At 41.9% G+C, this 17,557-nt stretch carries 19 protein-coding genes; 8 read left to right on the top strand and 11 right to left on the bottom strand.

The genetic code is table 11. From position 1 onward, the window contains the following. The first annotated feature begins 5 nt into the window (after positions 1-5). Both AABK37_RS01760 and AABK37_RS01755 read left to right on the top strand, forming a co-directional pair. A complete protein-coding gene (locus tag AABK37_RS01760; protein WP_432549894.1) occupies positions 6-413 on the top strand; it encodes a XisH family protein in 408 nt (135 codons plus the stop codon). Further along, on the top strand, positions 404-736 hold the full coding sequence (locus AABK37_RS01755) for a XisI protein (protein ID WP_432549893.1): 333 nt from the start codon (positions 404-406) through the stop codon (positions 734-736). The genes AABK37_RS01760 and AABK37_RS01755 overlap by 10 nt, the downstream gene beginning before the upstream one ends. 266 nt (positions 737-1,002) lie before the next feature. Here the strand turns inward: AABK37_RS01755 and AABK37_RS01750 are convergent, their stop codons facing one another. Further along, positions 1,003-1,197: a hypothetical protein gene (locus AABK37_RS01750; RefSeq protein WP_432549892.1), complete on the bottom strand. Its 195-nt coding sequence runs from the start codon at positions 1,195-1,197 to the stop codon at positions 1,003-1,005. Between the two features lie 469 nt (positions 1,198-1,666). On the opposite strand from AABK37_RS01750, the gene AABK37_RS01745 reads away from it, so the two are divergent. Continuing rightward, the gene (locus AABK37_RS01745) at positions 1,667-2,647 is read left to right on the top strand and encodes an isopenicillin N synthase family dioxygenase (protein ID WP_432549891.1); all 981 of its coding nucleotides are present in this window, start codon (positions 1,667-1,669) and stop codon (positions 2,645-2,647) included. Positions 2,648-2,734: 87 nt separating this feature from the next. Here the strand turns inward: AABK37_RS01745 and AABK37_RS01740 are convergent, their stop codons facing one another. Continuing rightward, on the bottom strand, positions 2,735-2,893 hold the full coding sequence (locus AABK37_RS01740; protein ID WP_432549890.1) for a hypothetical protein: 159 nt from the start codon (positions 2,891-2,893) through the stop codon (positions 2,735-2,737). A gap of 25 nt (positions 2,894-2,918) precedes the next feature. Between AABK37_RS01740 and AABK37_RS01735 the strand changes: the two genes are divergently transcribed. Then, positions 2,919-3,134 carry a hypothetical protein gene (locus AABK37_RS01735; protein ID WP_432549889.1) on the top strand — a complete coding sequence of 72 codons (216 nt, stop codon included), beginning with the start codon at positions 2,919-2,921 and terminating at the stop codon, positions 3,132-3,134. Here AABK37_RS01735 and AABK37_RS01730 read toward each other — a convergent pair. The 5 genes from AABK37_RS01730 to AABK37_RS01710 all read right to left on the bottom strand — a co-directional run bounded on the left by AABK37_RS01730 (position 3,131) and on the right by AABK37_RS01710 (position 9,093). Then, positions 3,131-6,301, bottom strand: coding sequence for a caspase, EACC1-associated type (locus AABK37_RS01730; protein WP_432549888.1), 3,171 nt, complete (start codon positions 6,299-6,301; stop codon positions 3,131-3,133). The two genes, AABK37_RS01735 and AABK37_RS01730, sit on opposite strands and share 4 nt — an antisense overlap. Before the next feature lie 102 nt (positions 6,302-6,403). Next, positions 6,404-6,787, bottom strand: a complete 384-nt coding sequence (locus AABK37_RS01725) for a hypothetical protein (RefSeq protein ID WP_432549887.1) — start codon at positions 6,785-6,787, stop codon at positions 6,404-6,406. Positions 6,788-7,025: 238 nt separating this feature from the next. Further along, complete coding sequence (locus tag AABK37_RS01720) at positions 7,026-7,784, bottom strand: DUF4058 family protein (protein WP_432549886.1); 759 nt, start codon at positions 7,782-7,784, stop codon at positions 7,026-7,028. After that, on the bottom strand, positions 7,781-8,029 hold the full coding sequence (locus AABK37_RS01715) for a hypothetical protein (RefSeq protein ID WP_432549885.1): 249 nt from the start codon (positions 8,027-8,029) through the stop codon (positions 7,781-7,783). Before AABK37_RS01715 ends, AABK37_RS01720 begins: the two co-directional genes overlap by 4 nt. A gap of 233 nt (positions 8,030-8,262) precedes the next feature. Continuing rightward, complete coding sequence (locus AABK37_RS01710) at positions 8,263-9,093, bottom strand: dienelactone hydrolase family protein (RefSeq protein WP_432549884.1); 831 nt, start codon at positions 9,091-9,093, stop codon at positions 8,263-8,265. Positions 9,094-9,377: 284 nt separating this feature from the next. Between AABK37_RS01710 and AABK37_RS01705 the strand changes: the two genes are divergently transcribed. The 4 genes from AABK37_RS01705 (at position 9,378) to AABK37_RS01690 (ending at position 13,297) form a co-directional block, all read left to right on the top strand. Beyond that, on the top strand, positions 9,378-10,298 hold the full coding sequence (locus tag AABK37_RS01705; protein WP_432549883.1) for a DUF1932 domain-containing protein: 921 nt from the start codon (positions 9,378-9,380) through the stop codon (positions 10,296-10,298). Further along, a complete protein-coding gene (locus AABK37_RS01700) occupies positions 10,291-11,238 on the top strand; it encodes a zinc-binding dehydrogenase (RefSeq protein WP_432549882.1) in 948 nt (315 codons plus the stop codon). Before AABK37_RS01705 ends, AABK37_RS01700 begins: the two co-directional genes overlap by 8 nt. Before the next feature lie 40 nt (positions 11,239-11,278). After that, positions 11,279-12,079, top strand: a complete 801-nt coding sequence (locus AABK37_RS01695) for an SDR family oxidoreductase (protein WP_432549881.1) — start codon at positions 11,279-11,281, stop codon at positions 12,077-12,079. Between the two features lie 249 nt (positions 12,080-12,328). Continuing rightward, positions 12,329-13,297 (top strand): VOC family protein, encoded by a 969-nt coding sequence (locus AABK37_RS01690; RefSeq protein WP_432549880.1) that lies wholly within the window; start codon positions 12,329-12,331, stop codon positions 13,295-13,297. On the opposite strand, the gene nifH is transcribed toward AABK37_RS01690, so the two are convergent. The 4 genes from nifH to nifS all read right to left on the bottom strand — a co-directional run bounded on the left by nifH (position 13,294) and on the right by nifS (position 17,346). Next, on the bottom strand, positions 13,294-14,235 hold the full coding sequence (gene nifH / locus AABK37_RS01685; RefSeq protein WP_432549879.1) for a nitrogenase iron protein: 942 nt from the start codon (positions 14,233-14,235) through the stop codon (positions 13,294-13,296). The genes AABK37_RS01690 and nifH overlap by 4 nt on opposite strands. A 317-nt stretch (positions 14,236-14,552) precedes the next feature. Beyond that, positions 14,553-14,909 carry a group I truncated hemoglobin gene (locus AABK37_RS01680; RefSeq protein ID WP_432549878.1) on the bottom strand — a complete coding sequence of 119 codons (357 nt, stop codon included), beginning with the start codon at positions 14,907-14,909 and terminating at the stop codon, positions 14,553-14,555. 147 nt (positions 14,910-15,056) lie between these two features. Then, on the bottom strand, positions 15,057-15,965 hold the full coding sequence (gene nifU / locus AABK37_RS01675) for a Fe-S cluster assembly protein NifU (RefSeq protein WP_432549877.1): 909 nt from the start codon (positions 15,963-15,965) through the stop codon (positions 15,057-15,059). A gap of 178 nt (positions 15,966-16,143) precedes the next feature. Beyond that, positions 16,144-17,346 (bottom strand): cysteine desulfurase NifS, encoded by a 1,203-nt coding sequence (gene nifS, locus AABK37_RS01670; RefSeq protein ID WP_432549876.1) that lies wholly within the window; start codon positions 17,344-17,346, stop codon positions 16,144-16,146. Positions 17,347-17,557: the final 211 nt, after the last annotated feature.

The following is a 17,557-nucleotide window of genomic DNA, read 5'->3' as shown; positions in this document are numbered from 1 at the left end:
TTTGTATGGCAAAAGACCGATTTCACGATGCAGTTAGAAGTGCTTTAGAGAAAGAAGGATGGATAATTACTGCCGACCCGTATCAGATGAGTGTTGGAGATGTAGATTTTGAAATCGATTTAGCAGCAGAAATGTTAGCTGCCGAACGAGCAGGTGAAAAAATTGCAGTCGAAATAAAGAGTTTTATCGGACGCTCAAATGTTTCGGATTTCCATACTGCCCTTGGGCAATTTATCAACTATCAATTTGCCTTAGAAGAGTTTGAACCAGAACGAAAACTTTATCTTGCAGTACCTGAATCAATTCATAACACATTTTTTCAGCGTCGTTTTACCCGGTCAGTAATTGAACGAACTCAAATTCGCCTACTAGTTTACGATGAGAAACAGGAGGTTATTGTCCAATGGCTGTAGAGCAGTATCGTCAAATTATACAACAGTTAATTTTAGAACGGGCGCAACGGCGATCGCCTGTAGAAGAAATAGAGACACAAGCTATTCTAGATACAGAGCGCGACCATTACCTTTTGCTCCATACAGGCTGGCGCGGTAATCGTCGAACACATGGATGCAGTCTGCATCTCGATATCAAAGATGGTAAAATTTGGATTCAGCATGATGGAACCGAAATCGGAATTGCTACACAACTGCTCGAAATGGGTGTACCTTCATCTGATATCGTTTTAGCTTTTCACTCTCCCTATATGCGTCAATTTACAGAATTTGCCACCAGTTAACTACGTACCCTGCGAGCAGAGGTATTTTGTTGGGCAATTTCTAACAGTTGTTCCCAATTAGATACTGTGTGAATTGACATTTTGCACCTCTTGCATTAAACTAACTTTTACAAAAATTCCCGAAAATATCGGTATCAGGCTAAATGCACGGACTATGAAAACTGTTTTAGAGTTAGCGATGACGATCGCCTGACTGACAAAGTAGTGGTCAAAGCAGTATCAAGATTGATAATTCATTGTGATGTACCCAAGTGTAGAATTATAACTTAAATAGTTTTTGAATCACTTTTAGGATAGATAGATTTTTTCACTTTATCCTCGCTCCGTAATTCCCAAATATCATCACGTTTTCTCTGTTCCTTATCTACTAATAATTGCAGATGTTCCGGTAATTTTGTTTTTTGACAAAGTGACCATAACTCTCCATCTAGCAAGTCTATTTCAATTTTTCCAAAAAACATTTATTTATCCTTTATTTAGTAAAATTTTTGTTGTGAACTATCCATTTTTTTGACATATGGATAAATTTTATTGAATTTGTGAGAAACAAACTGCACCAGACGCAGAGAACATAGAGAAAGAGAACGGAGAAATTTTAACAGTTGATGCGCGGATTGTTATATAAACTTACGGACTTATGCTATTAGTCTAGAAATTTATTTTTAGGCGGAATATGGGGTAGGTGCAATATGTGAGCAATTGAATTTTTTAAGTAACGGATCTATTCTTCAATATACGGTAAATTGATTGACTTGCCGTAGTATTGACAAATATAATTATGAGAGTTACACAAATTGCGCCAAAATGCAAGGGGTAATGAAAATAAGTGCGATGCCTGCGGCGGGCGGAGCCATCGCGACCGTTGCACCAATATGTGCGTCATAATTATTTTTATGTGAGCGTTATACACCGCGCACAACGAGGAGGAACGTGAAAATCTCGCAAGTTAGCGTTATTGATATCAGCGGGTTAATAAAAAAAAGCGGCGATTTGACAGTTCCATCTCAAATCGCGCAAGCGTGTCGCGAGTGCGGGTTTTTTTATATCGTTGGACATGGCGTAGATGAAAAGTTGCAGCAAAGGCTGGAACAACTCAGCCGACAGTTTTTCGCTCAGGATCTGGAAACTAAGCTGAAAATTCGCATGGCTAGTGGTGGTAAAGCATGGCGGGGGTATTTCCCGGTTGGAGGTGAACTAACATCTGGTAAACCTGACTTGAAAGAGGGTATCTATTTTGGTGCGGAACTAGGAAAGGATCACCCACTTGTGCAAGCTGGTACTCCGATGCACGGTTCTAATCTTTTCCCTGATAACATACCTTTATTCCGCGAAACAGTGCTGGAATATATGGAGGCGATGACGCAACTTGGACATACGCTAATGGCTGGTATTGCTCTGAGCTTAGGGCTGGAAGAGTCCTATTTTGCTGACCGTTACACATCAGATCCGTTGACATTGTTTCGTATCTTTAACTACCCGACCTCTGATGATCGAGATAGGTGGGGTGTGGGAGAACACACTGATTACGGTGTTTTGACGATTCTCAAACAGGACGATTCCGGGGGATTGCAAGTGAAGTCAAAGTCAGGCTGGATTGCTGCGCCTCCTATTCCCAATTCATTTGTGTGTAATATCGGGGATATGCTGGATCGGATGACGGGAGGATTGTATCGTTCTACACCTCATCGCGTTTTGAATGTGTCGGGAGGCGATCGCCTTTCGTTCCCGTTCTTTTTCGATCCCAATTTCGATGTTGAGGTGAAGCCGATTCAACTTTCGGCGGTGGTGAATGATGATAAGCAGCAACGCTGGGATAAAGCTAGCGTTCACGACTTTCGCGGGACTTATGGTGATTATGTATTGAGTAAGGTGTCGAAAGTTTTTCCAGAGTTGCGGCGATCGGTTTTGTAGAAATTTGGGTGGAATTCAATTATTTTTTTCCTTTGAGAGTAATACACGAGTACTTTAATAATCACTTCAGAACGAGCTTTTTCTATATCAAAGCGCGATCGCCCACGGTAAATCCTCTAAAATACCTTGGAGTCTTGAACTTGGCGTGATTTCTTCGATTGAGTCAGGGAAAAAGCGAACTCCCTCAACGGTTGTCAGACGAAAATCTTGCTTTACTTTGTCGATGGTAAATTGACTGTAAAACATAGTCGCAAGCTAGGAAGAGTTGGAGGTGTTTTATCACTCCATAACATTATCAAAACCAGGAATTTTTCGCGCATTATTAGTAGTTGCGGCTTGGTTTTGGTTATTTTCTTTCTCTTTAGTTGAAATACTCGGATCGAGTGGTATTACTTCTGAAGTTATTAAAGGTACACAAGAAATCAGTAAAGTACAAGCTCAAATTTTAGCTGGTTTTTTCCAGGTGGAGACTGAATTATTTATTTAAAGCGGTTTAAATATATAAGGTTCCTTTTCTTTATTCTGAGGATTTTTTTGGACTTCCAGCAAACTCACTGACAATTCACGACTGCCTTTAAAATCGATTGTTCCAGTTGCACCTTTAAACGAGAGTTCGCGAATTTCTGTCGGTGAAACCTTATTACCTCCGTTTTGCTTCAAAACTCTAATAATCGCATTAGTTGCGTCATATGCCATAGCTGACCGCCAGTTAACATCACCATCCCAAAGCTTTCTAGCGTTACCTAAGAATTTATCCCCTTCTTCATCTGCTGGATTCCAAGGTACTGGCATTTTCATTCCCTCTACATGACTACCATTTTGTTTTTCAACTGTTAAATAAGTATTCATTGTAGGAGAACTCCATACGGGCAGAGGGTTTGGTTGCGTTTTATTTACTCTTGCAATGCGTATGGCTTTTTCAATTCTGTTTACCGAAGGAGCTAATAATAAAGTATTTGACCCACTTGCTTGAGAAAATATATTTTGAATGTATGAATCACTTATCTTATCATCAATATTACTCAAATCACACGGAGTGTTATTGAGAATCATATTTTGAGGGGGTTGGTTACTAACATAAATTCTCAAATCATTAGCAAATTCATTATTATCATTTGAATCGCTATCAACACAAATGAGAATGTTGGGTACTTGTGAATTTGAAGCCTTCTTTATTTCCTCAGCCACATGTCTAGCAAAATCAGAAATAGGAGGAAATATGACAAATACATATTGTCTACTGAGGTTTCCAGCAAAGGTAGTGGGAGAAATCATTACCTTTTGATTCTTATTATAAACATCTGCTCCAGCCATAGAGGCTTTAGCGTCGTTATGTCCTACAACAGCTAGAATTTTGTTATCAGGATTTACGAACTCTCTAGCAACCTGAGTTGCTAAATTGGGATCGTTATCGTCATTTGCTATTACAACTTGTAACCATTTTCCTTGAATACGATTGGCATTGGGTTCATGATTGACTTCATCTTGAGCCTGAGCTACACCTCTTAATATTTCCTTTGCAACACTTGGATTAGTACCAATGGGAACACTGACAGCTATTATGATAAAATTTTCATTTGCTGCTGCCTCTGCATTATTTTTGTAAATTAATGCTTCTGGATCGTTGAGATGCTTATCTGATCCTTTTGGATTGTTGGGATGCGGATCTCGATCTTCTTGAAATTTCTCTGCGGCTATCTGATATCTGCCTGATTTAAAATTATCTATTGCCTCTTGCTTCTTAGTATTTACGGGTTCATTTTTAAATAAATATTTTTCTCCTAAACTAATATTAGGATTATCTTTCATATCACTCTTTTTGGGGGTTATAGTCGGTGATGTTGTTGTAATTAGAGTAGGATTTTGAGTAGGATTTTGATCAGCCGAAATTATTAGAAAAATAATATAAATAATAATCAAAATAGAAATAAATCCTATTAATAACCATAAAATTATTGCTTGAGATATAAGACGAGATTTAATATTTTGAATATCTCTATTACTCAACCCTAAATTTTGCTGAATAAGTCTCAATCTATAGTCTGTATTGTCTCTATTAAGGATAGGATAACCACGTCTTATTGCCAGATTAAGCTCTTGCTTATACTGGTTTAATCCTTGCCGACGTTCTTCTAGGACTTGCTGTTCAATTTCATTTATGTCACCGTTGCATAATCCTGAAGATTGTCTCAGTTGTCTATGAGTCTGTTCATTAACTGGATAATTATCTTGAACTGCTTGATGAAAGTTTTGCCTATACTGGTTTAATCCTTGCTGACGTTCTTCTAGGACTTGCTGTTCAATTTCATTTATGTCACCGTTGCATAATCCTGAAGATTGTCTCAGTTGTCTATGAGTCTGTTCATTAACTGGATAATTATCTTGAACTGCTTGATGAAAGTTTTGCCTATACTGGTTTAATCCTTGCTGACGTTCTTCTAGGACTTGCTGTTCAATTTCATTTATGTCACCGTTGCATAATCCTGAAGATTGTCTCAGTTGTGCGTGAGTCTCTTGATTAACTGGATAATTATCTCTAACTGCTTGATGATAGTTTTGCTTATATTGCTCGACTTTTTGGAGACGTTCATCAAGAACTAGCTTTTTAATCGGTTCTACATCTTCATCTCTTAATCCTAAATGTTGCTGATAAATTTTCAATTCCTGGCAAGTTTTTGTAGGCAGAGGATACCGATCATTAATTTCTTGACGAAATAGCTCCTCGTATTCTTTTAAATTATTTTCACGATCTCGACAAGGTTTCAAAACTTCAGTTTCAATTGCATCAGTTTCTTCAGGTGATAAACCTAAGTTTTTTCTTAATCTCTCTAATGTTCTGCGTCCAAGACGTGAAATATTACAATGCTCTGCACTTTCTGCTAACTCCTCAACTTTTTTGCGATATTTCAGTTCTGGCTTGCCTTTTGGAGCTTGAGCAAGCAAGATAGCGTAGCCTTCTTTAGTAGTGTAAATTTCTGGTTCCATGCTTGGTGCAGATATTTTAACTTGCTTTTTAGCGTAGTTATGCAACTCGCCTATAGAAATCTCACCATTGCCATTCTCGTCTGCTGCTCCTGTTTCTATACCTTCTACTAGATATGATGTATAAACTCCATCGAGGGTAGGTTGAAGAGATGTCGAAGATGTGAGAACAGCCCGTCCTTCTCCACCTAATTGCTCTTCGATATTGACTTTGACATTAATATCATTCGGACTTCTTGCTAACATCCCATGAGAAAATGCCCCACTATAGCAACAGTCAAGAATAACAACCTGACGCTTTGAGCGACTATCACTCATAACTCTATGGACAAAGCTAGCTTCGACTGCTGTTGCAAATGGAGCATCTTCTCTGGTTCTGGTAGTTGCAAAATAAAGATCGCCACTCTCTTTATTCTTTAACCCATGACCAGCCAAGTAAAGTAGTACTAGGTCATCTTTTTTACATTTATCGAACAAGTTGTGAATCGCTTCTCGCATTGTTTGAAGATCGGGATTTGGGAGACACTGTATATTTTCCTCCGCAAATCCACACATTTCTGGGTGCAATAAGACTCTCGCCATCTCCTGCACATCATTTTCAACTTTCTGAAGTTCGCATAAGTTGGGAGAATCGTACTTACTCACACCAATTAATAGTGCAAATTTACCCATCTTTAAATTCCTTTATTGCTTTTAGATATTTTTATGCATCCTGAATTGCAAGCAATAATTCCCGTAATGCTTCAGCAATATCATTAGAGGCACGTTAGTACTTTATGTATTTTTCATCAGTTCCAGTATTTTCTGCGTAGCGACTTCGAGTTCTTGTTTACTGCTAGCCTCTATGCTAAATTCTGTACCGTCAGGCTTCTTAACGGTTATCTTTATCGGTTTGTTGCCAAGGCGATCGCCTAAAAATCCCAGAAATTTCTTTAAATTGGTAATACTGACCTCTGCGTTTAACACTCCTAGCAGAGCTGGTACAATGCCTCCTCTGCTGACATCCTTTGTTACTTCTTCTGACTCCGCAATACTGGCATCTTCTGCTAAATCTTTTATATCCCGTAACAGACTTCGGGTTAGCTTGTCCAATTCCTCATCATCTAATTCTGGATCTGTCAGCGAAATCTTAAGTTTTATTGTAGATTCGTCAATCATACTGTTGCTTTAGCCAATTTAATATGTATGGCAATGATTATTACGCATTTACACTTAAATTGTCATTAAAATTTTATATTTTTTCTGAGAAAATAAATCAATTAGACAAACTTTCGGACAAAAAAGGGCTTATATTGATTTAGTAACAGTTTTAACGTAATTGATAAAACTTGCGGTCGGGCGTTGAGAGCATCAAGACTACCCAAATTTCTAGGAGCGATCAATTTCTCCTTCTCGTTTAAATCCTTTGCACAATTTCTCTCACCCAAGCTTCCTCCTCAGTAGATAACGCGGGTTTTAGCGATTGTGAATAATCGATCGCCAAATCAAATCTAGCGCGATCGTAAACTTCGTTCAGTAATCTCTGCAAATCAACCACAGGCTCAAGTTCTTCCTCGCGCAGGGGAACAGGAAAAGCGGGAATTGCATCTTTCAGGTCAAAAGTATACAAATCTGCGTCCGGTCTTTTGTAACTGCGACTAACCAAAATACGATAGCCTGTGTCAGTTGCTCCCAGGATAGGCATTGCTTTACCCAACCTTAACAAGTCAATTTCTACCAAGTTGGTTGCAGATACCAAAATCTTCTGTCGTTTGCCAAGGTAAGCTGCGCGACCTTCCTGAGAGCGTTTATTTTTAGGCGAGAGTACCTCGATAACACCAACGACTTCTCTGCTTTGAGTCGATCGCACTGACAAAAATCGTTCTATCACCTCTTCGGGCATTGGAACTTGCACCTTGCGAGGTTCGGCAAGTTTTGCAGCAATCAATGTCCCTGTATCCGTGGTGGTACGGTTGGCAACTGCTACATCGGCAATTCCTACCAGTAACACATCATCCACACTGGTGTAAACTCGCTCTTCAATGGAAACTCGGTATTTTGGAGCAATTTGGGGAGTAAGGTCATCAGCGATCGCCACAATCAGTCGATTGTGAACTTGATGCCAGAATTCCGGCTGCTCCAGATACGGATTCATTCCAGGAAAAGGATTTCTCATTGCGCTCTCTCCCCTTCATAGAACCATTCTATCCCAACCCAAGGTCGCAACTCGACTTTCCATGTCCAAGCATTGCTTTGTTTGGTGCAGGATATTGAGATAAGCTTGAGCGAATGTCCTTCAAAGACCGAGGCGATCGCATCCGGATCTAAAAAACTATATTGAAAATAATCAGAGCAATTGCAGCGATCGCCAATCAGTAAATACAACGTGCGATCGCTTAATTTTTTGTGTTCTTTTTTCACAAGTCCTATAAGTATATCAGGTTGCCCTGCCGAAGAAAAGCACTAGTAAAGCTTTATGAAGGCAAACGTCTGCTGACTGCACCTACAATTAATGCGATGGTTGACATCTGTGCATCTCCTAATTTAAATCGTTTGGACAACGGCTCCGCAGACTTACACTATTTCATCAAATTCTTGAAGTGAGTTAATTTCTGGCTTCCTGATTATGTATCAACAATTTCAGGAAAAGATTCTTACACTCCATGCTGCTTAAACCATGCTTGCAGGCGTTGCCAACCTTGTTTAGCGTCTCTTTCGCGGTAGGAGGGGCGATAATCGGCAAAAAAGGCATGGGGTGCATCTGGGTAAACAATGATTTCCGATTTGCTAGTACCTGACTTCAGCTTCAAGCGCATTTGTTCCACCGTGTCAAGAGGAATACCCTGATCTTGTCCGCCATAAAGTCCGAGAACTGGGACTTTCAGCGTAGAGGCAATATCAACAGGATGCTTGGGTGTTAGTTCCGTAACATCACCTACGAGTCGCCCGTACCAAGCGACACCTGCCTTCACTTGAGGATTGTATGCTGCATACAGCCAAGTAATACGACCACCCCAGCAGAAACCTGTAATTCCCAACTTATTACTATTCCCCTTTGCTGACTTTACTGCCCAGTTTACTGTGGCATCGAGGTCGGATAGCACTTGAGCATCTGGTACTTTAGCGACTATCGGGCGAATTTCTTCGATGCTGCTTAACTTCGAGACATCACCTTGACGCACAAATAATTCCGGTGCAACTGCCACATACCCCAACTTGGCAAAGCGACGGCAAACGTCTTGAATGTGTTCGTGTACACCAAAGATTTCCTGAATTACTAGCACAATCGGGAAATTTCCACTTTTTGCAGGCATTGCCCTATAAGCCGGAATTTCGCCATCTTTGACGGGAATTTTCACCGCACCCGCGACTAATCCTTTACTGTCGGTGGTGATGACTTTAGCAGAAACGGGTTGCACTGCAAGGGCAAAACCTGTTGCTAGGGTAGCTGTTGCAATAAATTGACGGCGCGTTATCTCTTTCATTATTATCTTAAGTTATGCGATCGCTTTTGCTGTAAATGACTTTTAATCAAGCAGCTATTGGGTTAACTAGGATAGTTCGATTATTTCTCATGAATAATTGTAAATCATCTTCAGCTCCCCTAGCGGAGCTTGTTAAGCCAGCAGCTTGCTTGTTAAGGTTTACTGTGATATTGTTTTAAATTCTAAAATACGGTTAATCTATCAAGTTAGTGTAGTATATAAGAGTAAGGAAATCATTTAAATTAGTTTGTTAGTTAGAAGCTGAATATTAAGCAAAGCTTTCCATGCAGATCCAAACTGTTGGTATTTTAAGTCCGGGTGACATGGGGCAGGCGATCGCCTCCGTACTCAATCAGCACAAATTGAGGACAGTAGCTGCTTTAGAGGAACGAAGCGATCGCACTATCGCATTAGCAAAAGCAGCAAACATCGAGGATGTCGGTTCCCTCAAACAGCTGGCGATCGCATCGGATGTGATATTGTCAGTTCTGGTTCCGGCAGCAGCAGAAGAAGCGGCAAAGCAAGTAGCTACTACAATCAGCAACGTTGGCAAAAGCGTATTGTATGTTGACTGTAACGCGATCGCACCCCAGAAAGTCAAAAGCATTGCCCAAATTATCTCTTCAGCTGGGGGAGAATTTGTGGATGCATCAATTATTGGTCCACCACCACGAGTTCCCAATCGCACCCGGATTTATGCTTCTGGAAAACAAGCTAGTGAACTTCAACAGTTGCGAAATTATGGCTTAGATGTGCGAGTAATTGGTGATGAAATTGGTCAAGCTTCCGGGTTAAAGATGTGCTATGCAGCTTTAACAAAAGGACTGACAGCGATTGGTACCGAATTACTGATTGCGGCTCATCGCTTAAACTTGGATGAGCAATTATGGGATGAATTGTCTCATAGCCAACAAGAACTAGCTAATATACTAACCCGTTCCATTCCCTCCATGACACCTAAAGCTCATCGCTGGGTGGGGGAAATGGAAGAGATTGCCGAAACCTTTCAAGCGTTGGGTTTAACTGAGCGTACCTTTCAGGGAGCAGCCGATATTTACGACTTGGTGAAAGAAACCTCTTTGGGGAAGGAAACACCAGAAGAGCGTAAAGACACACGTTTACTAAACGAAATTATTAGTATTCTTTCTCAAGAAACCACATCTCATAACTTTCAAACTCATTCAGGAGATTTTCAACATGAGTAAAATACGTGCTGTTGTTGTCGATCCTAATGTATCTGGACGTTTAGCATTGGATGATGTCGATGCACCGACACCTGCTGCTAATGAAGCGGTAGTTCGGGTAACAGCAATTTCTCTCAACCGGGGTGAAGTCAGACGTTCCACTACTGCTGAAGCTGGTTGGCGCCCTGGTTGGGACTTAGCGGGAACAGTAGAAACTCCTGCTCTTGATAATTCAGGACCTGCTCAAGGAGCGCGGGTAGTCGGTTTTCTTCGTTCTGGTGCTTGGGGAGAATTGGTATCTGTGCCCACCCACTCTCTAGCCGAATTACCACCTTCAGTATCCTTTGCTCAAGCTGCGACATTACCTGTAGCAGGTTTAACGGCTTACCATGCTTTACTCAAAGGTGGTTCGCTTTTAAATCGTCCAGTTTTAATTACAGGTGCATCCGGTGGTGTTGGTAACTTTGCTATCCAATTAGCGCGGTTGAGTGGAGCGCAGGTTATAGCACATATTCGCCGTCCGGAATATGAATCTTTTGTTAAAGATGCTGGAGCGCATTCTGTCGTCATTGGCGAAGATGTTTCAGCAGCTAGTGAATACGGTCCATATCATTTGATTTTAGAGTCTGTGGGCGGAAATGTCCTCGGATGTGCATTCAATTTGTTAGCACAAGATGGGGCGATCGTTTTGTTTGGTACTTCCGGGGGAAATGAAGTGACATTCAACGCCCAACGCTTCTACAGTACTGGCGGTGCGAGTTTGTACGGTTTTATATTGTTTCATGAATTACAGCGAGAATCGGCAGCAGTTGGGTTAAAACGGCTGGCAAATTTAGTTGAATCGGGTCAATTGCATCCCCACATTGATTTAGAAGCTGATTGGACACAAGTAGCTGATATAGCACAAAAATTACTCGATAGACACTTTCCTGGTAAGGCTGTATTGCACGTCACGAATTGAAGAGATTACAAGTAAATTACATTTTTGTGTGTAAATTCCTATGAGTTTGGATCTACAACTATCAGGTAAAACGGCAATTGTTACGGGTGGTAGTACCGGAATTGGACTAGCGATCGCCAAAGCCCTTTATAATGAAGGTGTGAATGTGGCGATCGCCGCCCGGAATCCCGAAAGGCTAGAGCAAGCAGTCAGCACTATCCAATCATTTCCTAGTAGTGGTGGTAAAATCATCTCCATCAGTGCCGATCTCAGTCAAGCCGAGGGTGTAGAGAAAGTTGTTTCCACCGCACTAGAACAATTAGGTCAGATTGATATCGTAATTAATAACGCTGGTTCAGCCCGTGCGGGAGCATTTCTTGACCTTGGTGATGATGCCTTTTTGGATGCTTGGAATTTAAAATTATTGGGCTACATTCGCCTGGTAAGAGCCATTTTACCACATCTGCAAAGTCGGGGTGATGGGCGGATTGTAAATATTATTGGCGGGGCAGGACGCACACCCCGTCCTAGTTTTCTCCCTGGTGGTACGACAAATGCTGCGCTGTTAAATTTCACGCGGGGGATTTCTAAAGAGTTAGCTCAACATAATATTCGCATTAATGCCATTTCACCAGGTTTGACAGCTACTGAACGTGCGGAAAGTTTAGCACAGCAAAATGCTCAAATTCAGGGTGTAAGTGTGGAAGAAGTTAAAAAAGAATCTTTAAAGGCAATTCCTTTAGGGAAAATCGTTAAGCCAGAAGAAATCGCAGCGCTAGCTTTATTTTTAGTTTCCGATCTTGCTTCTTCAATTACTGGTGCAGAGATTCTTGTTGATGGTGGACAAACTCCTGGTGTCTGATTTCCAGTTTAATGCTGCTGAGTTTAGGGCGTTGCTGAATTTAAGTATGAATTAGCCTCACGCAGAAGCGCAGAGTTGCAGAGAATAAGAGTTTAAGATGATTAATTTTGAAATTTCATATCATTTCCGCTTGCATCGGAGTTATTCGAGATTTTAGCGTTAAAAACTCTGCGACACGAGTGCGAAATTCTCCGCGCTTCTGGTGCGTTTCCAAAAGATATAATTCCGATATTTATTTTAATTAATTAGATGATTAGTGGGATTTTTGAGAATTGTGTCGGGTCGAATGATATTGAGATTAGCCTAAAATATTGGGCTGAGTTTGGCTACCAAGAGGTCAAAAAGGGACAACTGGAAGCAGCGCAGGCAAAGTTGCTTTACGGTCATGCATCGAATTTGACATCGCTGAGATTGCAAAATGGTAACTCGTCGGAACACGGACTGGTACGGGTGATGTGGTGGTCAGAACCGCGTAACGAAGGTTTAGACAACACCTTACCCGTGGTGGTGGGTAGCCGTTGGTTCGCTTCTTTGACGAAAGATATTTACCAAGTAGCCGATGCTTTTACTGACGACAAATATCACGGTACAAACTGGATATATACTGAACCAGTCCGCGCTATCGAAGGCATCGGCAATCAAGGAAAAAGCTTGTATAACCGCTTTGTCGGAGTGCGGGAAATGTTTGTCATTGGTTCCCAGACGCGACAGGCGTTTTTCCAACGATACAACTATAATCGCCCTGGTTACGGCACGATTGATCCGAGTTCCCCACTCTTGGTAAGCGAGGGAACTCACTCTAGTATAGTTACTGATGACCACACCTTAAGTTCTTTCTACACCGAAGTTTTTGGACTTGTGCCAATGGAGTGGAATGGTAAGCAATCTGGTTATCAAAATCCTTCGACTCGTCAGACTTTGATGCTAGAAGAGGGACAAGAATTTTATCTTTCTGTTTTTTCTTCACCCAAAGCGATCGCCGGAGTTTTGCAAGTCTACAGTCCACTTTACCCCACGCCGAATAAATCTGAATACGCGCAACCAGGTTCGCTGGGGTTGAGTCTATTTACTTATCAAGTTGAGGATATTTCTAAATTCCGCGATCGCATTAGTGCCAGCAATGCTACATCAGTGACTCCCATCGTGCCAAATGAGTTTGGGGAGCCATCATTTGGGTTTGTGTCACCGGATGGGATACGCTGGGCGATCGTGGGTTAGTGCGCTTGCGTGCAGGTGTAGGGAAGAAGGGTGTAGGGTGTGGCTGAGTGGGGGTAGGGGAGCGGAGCGTTATTAAACGCAAAGTAAGCAGATACTTTAGATACTTCAGTTTTCCCCACACCCCGTTTTCGTTGATTAATTTTTATCCAATAGTGATTAGGAATGGTGAGTTTGTCGTTGTTGATGATTTTCTTCGCTAGTGTGCGGTATTCGTTACCCTGATCGCTATCAGGTGCGTACTCGTTAACTGTCATCCGACGCAGTTCTGCGTGTTGAACGATGTTGTCGCGAGGTACGAAGTGAATCATTTGGGTGTTCAACCGTTCTGCCAGGGTTTCGATCAATTCGATTTCCCGGTCAACTTTACGGCTGTTACAAATCAAACCACCCAAGCGCACACCGCCGGTGTGAGCATATTTGAGAATACCGCGAGCGATGTTGTTAGCAGCGTACATCGCCATCATTTCACCAGAGGTAACGATGTAGATTTCTTGCGCTTTGCCTTCACGAATAGGCATAGCGAAACCACCACATACAACGTCACCTAATACGTCATAGGATACGAAATCTACGTCTTGGTAAGCACCATTTTCTTCTAAGAAGTTGATGGCAGTGATGATACCACGACCGGCGCAACCTACACCGGGTTCTGGACCACCAGATTCTACGCAACGCACACCACGGAAACCGGTGAGCATGACTTCGTGTAGTTCTAAGTCTTCTACTGCACCACGTTCAGCAGCGAGGTGAAGAACGGTGGTTTGAGCTTTACTGTGCAACATTAAGCGGGTAGAGTCAGCTTTGGGGTCGCAACCCACGATCAAAATGCGCTGACCCATTTCTGCCATAGCTGCAAGGGTATTTTGAGAGGTGGTAGATTTACCGATACCGCCTTTACCGTAGAAAGCTATCTGTCTAATTTTTTCATCAACGGACATGATTGTTAATCTCCAATTGGTTGATTTTGGTGGGTCTTAGCTTTTTGATGCGTTCACGCCCGATTTATAGCGCTGACCGCGAGAAGAACGTGCCTGGAGGCGATCGCTCTCCCACTAAAATTATTGAAAGCATCATCGTTTCCTCGTTAAATTTGTTTTCTTTTCAGTTTTATAATTATTTTTTGCCATTGGTCATTAGTTAAAACTAATGACCAACGAATTTAAGAATTAGGCACTTTACAAATACGTCATAATGTGTAGCAGCGGTAAATACTAAGTAGAACTTGACCCGCGCTTTGCTCACCCGAAGGCAGCGGTTACTTGTTCAAAATAGCGCCCTTTAATTTGTCAACACGAGCAACTGCGGCGTTTGTGTCTTCTGTAGATGCACCAACGGAAGCCATTGATTCTTTCAGATGAGAAACGATCGCATCGAAGTGTGATTGCTGTAGATTCATACCCGCGTGGGTTTTTTCCATTGCACGTCCCTTGTATTCGTTGGGACCCTCAAAAATTTGAGCGAAGAAAGCAACTTGATGCTGGCGTTGCTTTTCCATATCTGTATTAGCAAAAAACGGTTGGAGGGTGTTATCTGCTAAAATACGTTTGTGGAAATCCTGGACTACTTTATCCAGAGTTGGTTGTCCGCCAAGTTTATCGTACAACTTGTCCATATCTTTCTCCTTTGAAGCGAGTTGGATGACGAATATGTGCTGTTGCTGTCTGTTGTCAGTAGGACTGAAAGATCGCAAGTTATCTGGGTCAAATCCTACTTTCTCTACTTGGCTGATACTATGACGTATTTGTAGAGTACGTAAGCCTTAAAATAATGGCTCAACCGCTTCCACGACTATGCTTTGAGAAATGCGATCGCGCAATCTCGCTTCAATCGCAATTTTCAAGGTTGCGGTACTGCTAGAACATGAACCACATGCACCTTGGAGTAAAACTTTCACGCGATCGCCTTCGACATCGTAAAGTTCAACATCTCCACCGTCGGCAAGCAATACAGGTCTAACTTCTTCATCCAGCACTTTTTGAATGAGTGCGATTTTTTGGACAGTCGTTAGCGTTGAAGGAGCAATTTTTGTAGCAACCGCGCTCTTATTACTTGCAGGAGCGGCGATTTCGAGTGCAGATTCCCTTTGCACTTCTTTAATTATATCATCAATAGTCGCTAAACAAGAACCGCATCCGCCACCAGCTTTAACGTAATTTGTTACTTCCTCTGCGGTGATAAGACTATTCTCTCTAATTACGCGGCGAATCTTTGTATCGCTGATGCCAAAACAGGTACAAATTAGCGTACCTTCATCATCATCGTCATGAGCTTCGCGCTCAATGCCGCGATAATTAAAAATAGCAGCTTCTAAAGCTTCTTGTCCCATCACCGAACAATGCATTTTGGCTTCAGGAAGTCCACCTAAATAATTAGCGATGTCTTTGTTTGTTACCGCAAGCGCTTCATCGAGAGTTAAACCTTTAACTAATTCAGTCAAAGCACTACTTGAAGCGATCGCACTCGTACAACCAAAAGTTTGAAAGCGTGCATCAAGAATCTTGTCTGTATCAACTTGAACTTTTAGATGCAATCTCAGAGCATCACCGCAAGCAATACTACCGACTTCACCAGTAGCAAGCTTAACATTTTGTTCAGCAGTTTCTTCAATTTCACCCTGATTTTTGGGATTGTAGAAGAGTTCCAATACTTTGTCTGTATATTCCCACATAAGCTGATTTTAGATTTTAGATTTTGGATTTTGGATTGGGAATTGTTAGTTGATAGTTGTTGGTTGTTGATTGTTAGTTGTTAGTTGTTAGTTAACAAAAACTCGTATCCACTATCCACTAACTACTAACCACTATCCACTAACTACTAACCACTATCCACTAACCACTCCGTACCCATTAGCGATGAGCGAGTGTTTGTGCTTGCAACCAATCTGCTTTATCGTTTTTGAAGGGTGACATATCGCGCAGACGTTGGATAATATCGGGCATTACCGCGATAACTTGGTCAATTTCGGCTTCGGTTGTGTAGCGGCAAAGGCTGAAGCGAATTGAGCCGTGTAAAATGGTGTAGGGTAAGCCCATTGCTCGCAGAACGTGAGACGGTTCGAGAGAACCAGAACTACAAGCAGAACCGGAAGATGCACAAATACCGTGTTGGTTTAAGTAAAGGAGAATTGCTTCACCTTCGATATACTTGAAGCCGATGTTAGTGGTGTTGGGTAATCTCTGCGTTGAATCGCCGTTAACTTGGCAATCGGGGATTTGGGTGAGTATGGCTTGTTCGAGGCGATCGCGCAATCTTCTTTCTCTTTTTGTCGCCTCTTCTAAGTGTAACAGTTCCAGTTCCGCAGCTTTGCCCAAGGCGATAATTCCGGGAACGTTTTCTGTTCCCGAACGGCGTCCGCGTTCTTGTTGTCCACCAATTAGGAAAGGACGGAATCTCACACCGCGTCGCACATACAGAACACCAATTCCTTTTGGTGCGTGTATTTTATGACCGGACATCGTAAGCATATCTATGGTGCTGGTCTTCATATTCAGCGGGATTTTACCAACCGCTTGCACCGCGTCTACATGAAATATAGCACCATACTCTTTGACGCGCAACCCAATTTGCTCAATTGGGAAAATTACACCGGTTTCGTTATTGGCGTACATAATTGTCACCAAAGCGGTGTTACCAGTCAGGGAAGCTTCTAGTTCATCTAGATCCAACTGTCCCTTACCATTTACCGACAAATAGGTAACGGTGTAACCTTGAGTTTCAAGTTGTTTGCAGACATTTAGCACTGCTGGATGTTCAACTTGGGTGGTGATGATGTGACGCTTTTCGGGTTGCGCTAACAATGCTGCGCGAATCGCAGCGTTATCACCTTCTGTACCGCAACTGGTGAAGATGATTTCTGAGTCATCGGCTCCCAGTAAGGCTGCAACTTGTTGACGGGCTTGTTTTACGGCTTTACCAACTTGCCCACCAAAGGTGTGCATACTCGAAGGATTACCGTAAAAATCTGTCATGTAGGGCATCATTGCCTCTACTACTTCTGGATCTACTTTGGTTGTGGCGTTGTTATCCAAGTAAATGCAGTTTTTTTGCATTGGTTTCTACTTAATTTGACGGCTTCGCAAATTTGTCTTTTTATTGAGGGTTTTGAGGGTGGAGCAATCCTATCTGAAGAGAAACGAACCGCAAAGACGCAAAGAGCGCTAAGAAAAGAGATGGGGAGAGTTCTAGGGAATGATTTAGGATTGCTGTATGAAGTGTTTTAGTTGCAAAAAGGATGTGATTTCACTTTTCACACTTCATACA

This window comes from Tolypothrix sp. VBCCA 56010, from assembly GCF_050875635.1.
Lineage (GTDB): Bacteria > Cyanobacteriota > Cyanobacteriia > Cyanobacteriales > Nostocaceae > Hassallia.
This window is presented reverse-complemented; position numbering and strand designations above follow the sequence as displayed.

Coding starts and splice junctions, on each gene's coding strand:
- AABK37_RS01710 (WP_432549884.1), bottom strand. CDS start 9,093: ATGAAAGAGATAACGCGCCGTCAATTTATTGCAACAGCTACCCTAGCA.
- AABK37_RS01680 (WP_432549878.1), bottom strand. CDS start 14,909: ATGGACAAGTTGTACGATAAACTTGGCGGACAACCAACTCTGGATAAA.
- AABK37_RS01700 (WP_432549882.1), top strand. CDS start 10,291: ATGAGTAAAATACGTGCTGTTGTTGTCGATCCTAATGTATCTGGACGT.
- AABK37_RS01720 (WP_432549886.1), bottom strand. CDS start 7,784: ATGAGAAATCCTTTTCCTGGAATGAATCCGTATCTGGAGCAGCCGGAA.
- AABK37_RS01725 (WP_432549887.1), bottom strand. CDS start 6,787: ATGATTGACGAATCTACAATAAAACTTAAGATTTCGCTGACAGATCCA.
- AABK37_RS01690 (WP_432549880.1), top strand. CDS start 12,329: ATGATTAGTGGGATTTTTGAGAATTGTGTCGGGTCGAATGATATTGAG.
- AABK37_RS01750 (WP_432549892.1), bottom strand. CDS start 1,197: ATGTTTTTTGGAAAAATTGAAATAGACTTGCTAGATGGAGAGTTATGG.
- AABK37_RS01695 (WP_432549881.1), top strand. CDS start 11,279: ATGAGTTTGGATCTACAACTATCAGGTAAAACGGCAATTGTTACGGGT.
- AABK37_RS01755 (WP_432549893.1), top strand. CDS start 404: ATGGCTGTAGAGCAGTATCGTCAAATTATACAACAGTTAATTTTAGAA.
- nifH (WP_432549879.1), bottom strand. CDS start 14,235: ATGTCCGTTGATGAAAAAATTAGACAGATAGCTTTCTACGGTAAAGGC.
- AABK37_RS01760 (WP_432549894.1), top strand. CDS start 6: ATGGCAAAAGACCGATTTCACGATGCAGTTAGAAGTGCTTTAGAGAAA.
- nifS (WP_432549876.1), bottom strand. CDS start 17,346: ATGCAAAAAAACTGCATTTACTTGGATAACAACGCCACAACCAAAGTA.
- AABK37_RS01740 (WP_432549890.1), bottom strand. CDS start 2,893: ATGTTTTACAGTCAATTTACCATCGACAAAGTAAAGCAAGATTTTCGT.
- nifU (WP_432549877.1), bottom strand. CDS start 15,965: ATGTGGGAATATACAGACAAAGTATTGGAACTCTTCTACAATCCCAAA.
- AABK37_RS01705 (WP_432549883.1), top strand. CDS start 9,378: ATGCAGATCCAAACTGTTGGTATTTTAAGTCCGGGTGACATGGGGCAG.
- AABK37_RS01730 (WP_432549888.1), bottom strand. CDS start 6,301: ATGGGTAAATTTGCACTATTAATTGGTGTGAGTAAGTACGATTCTCCC.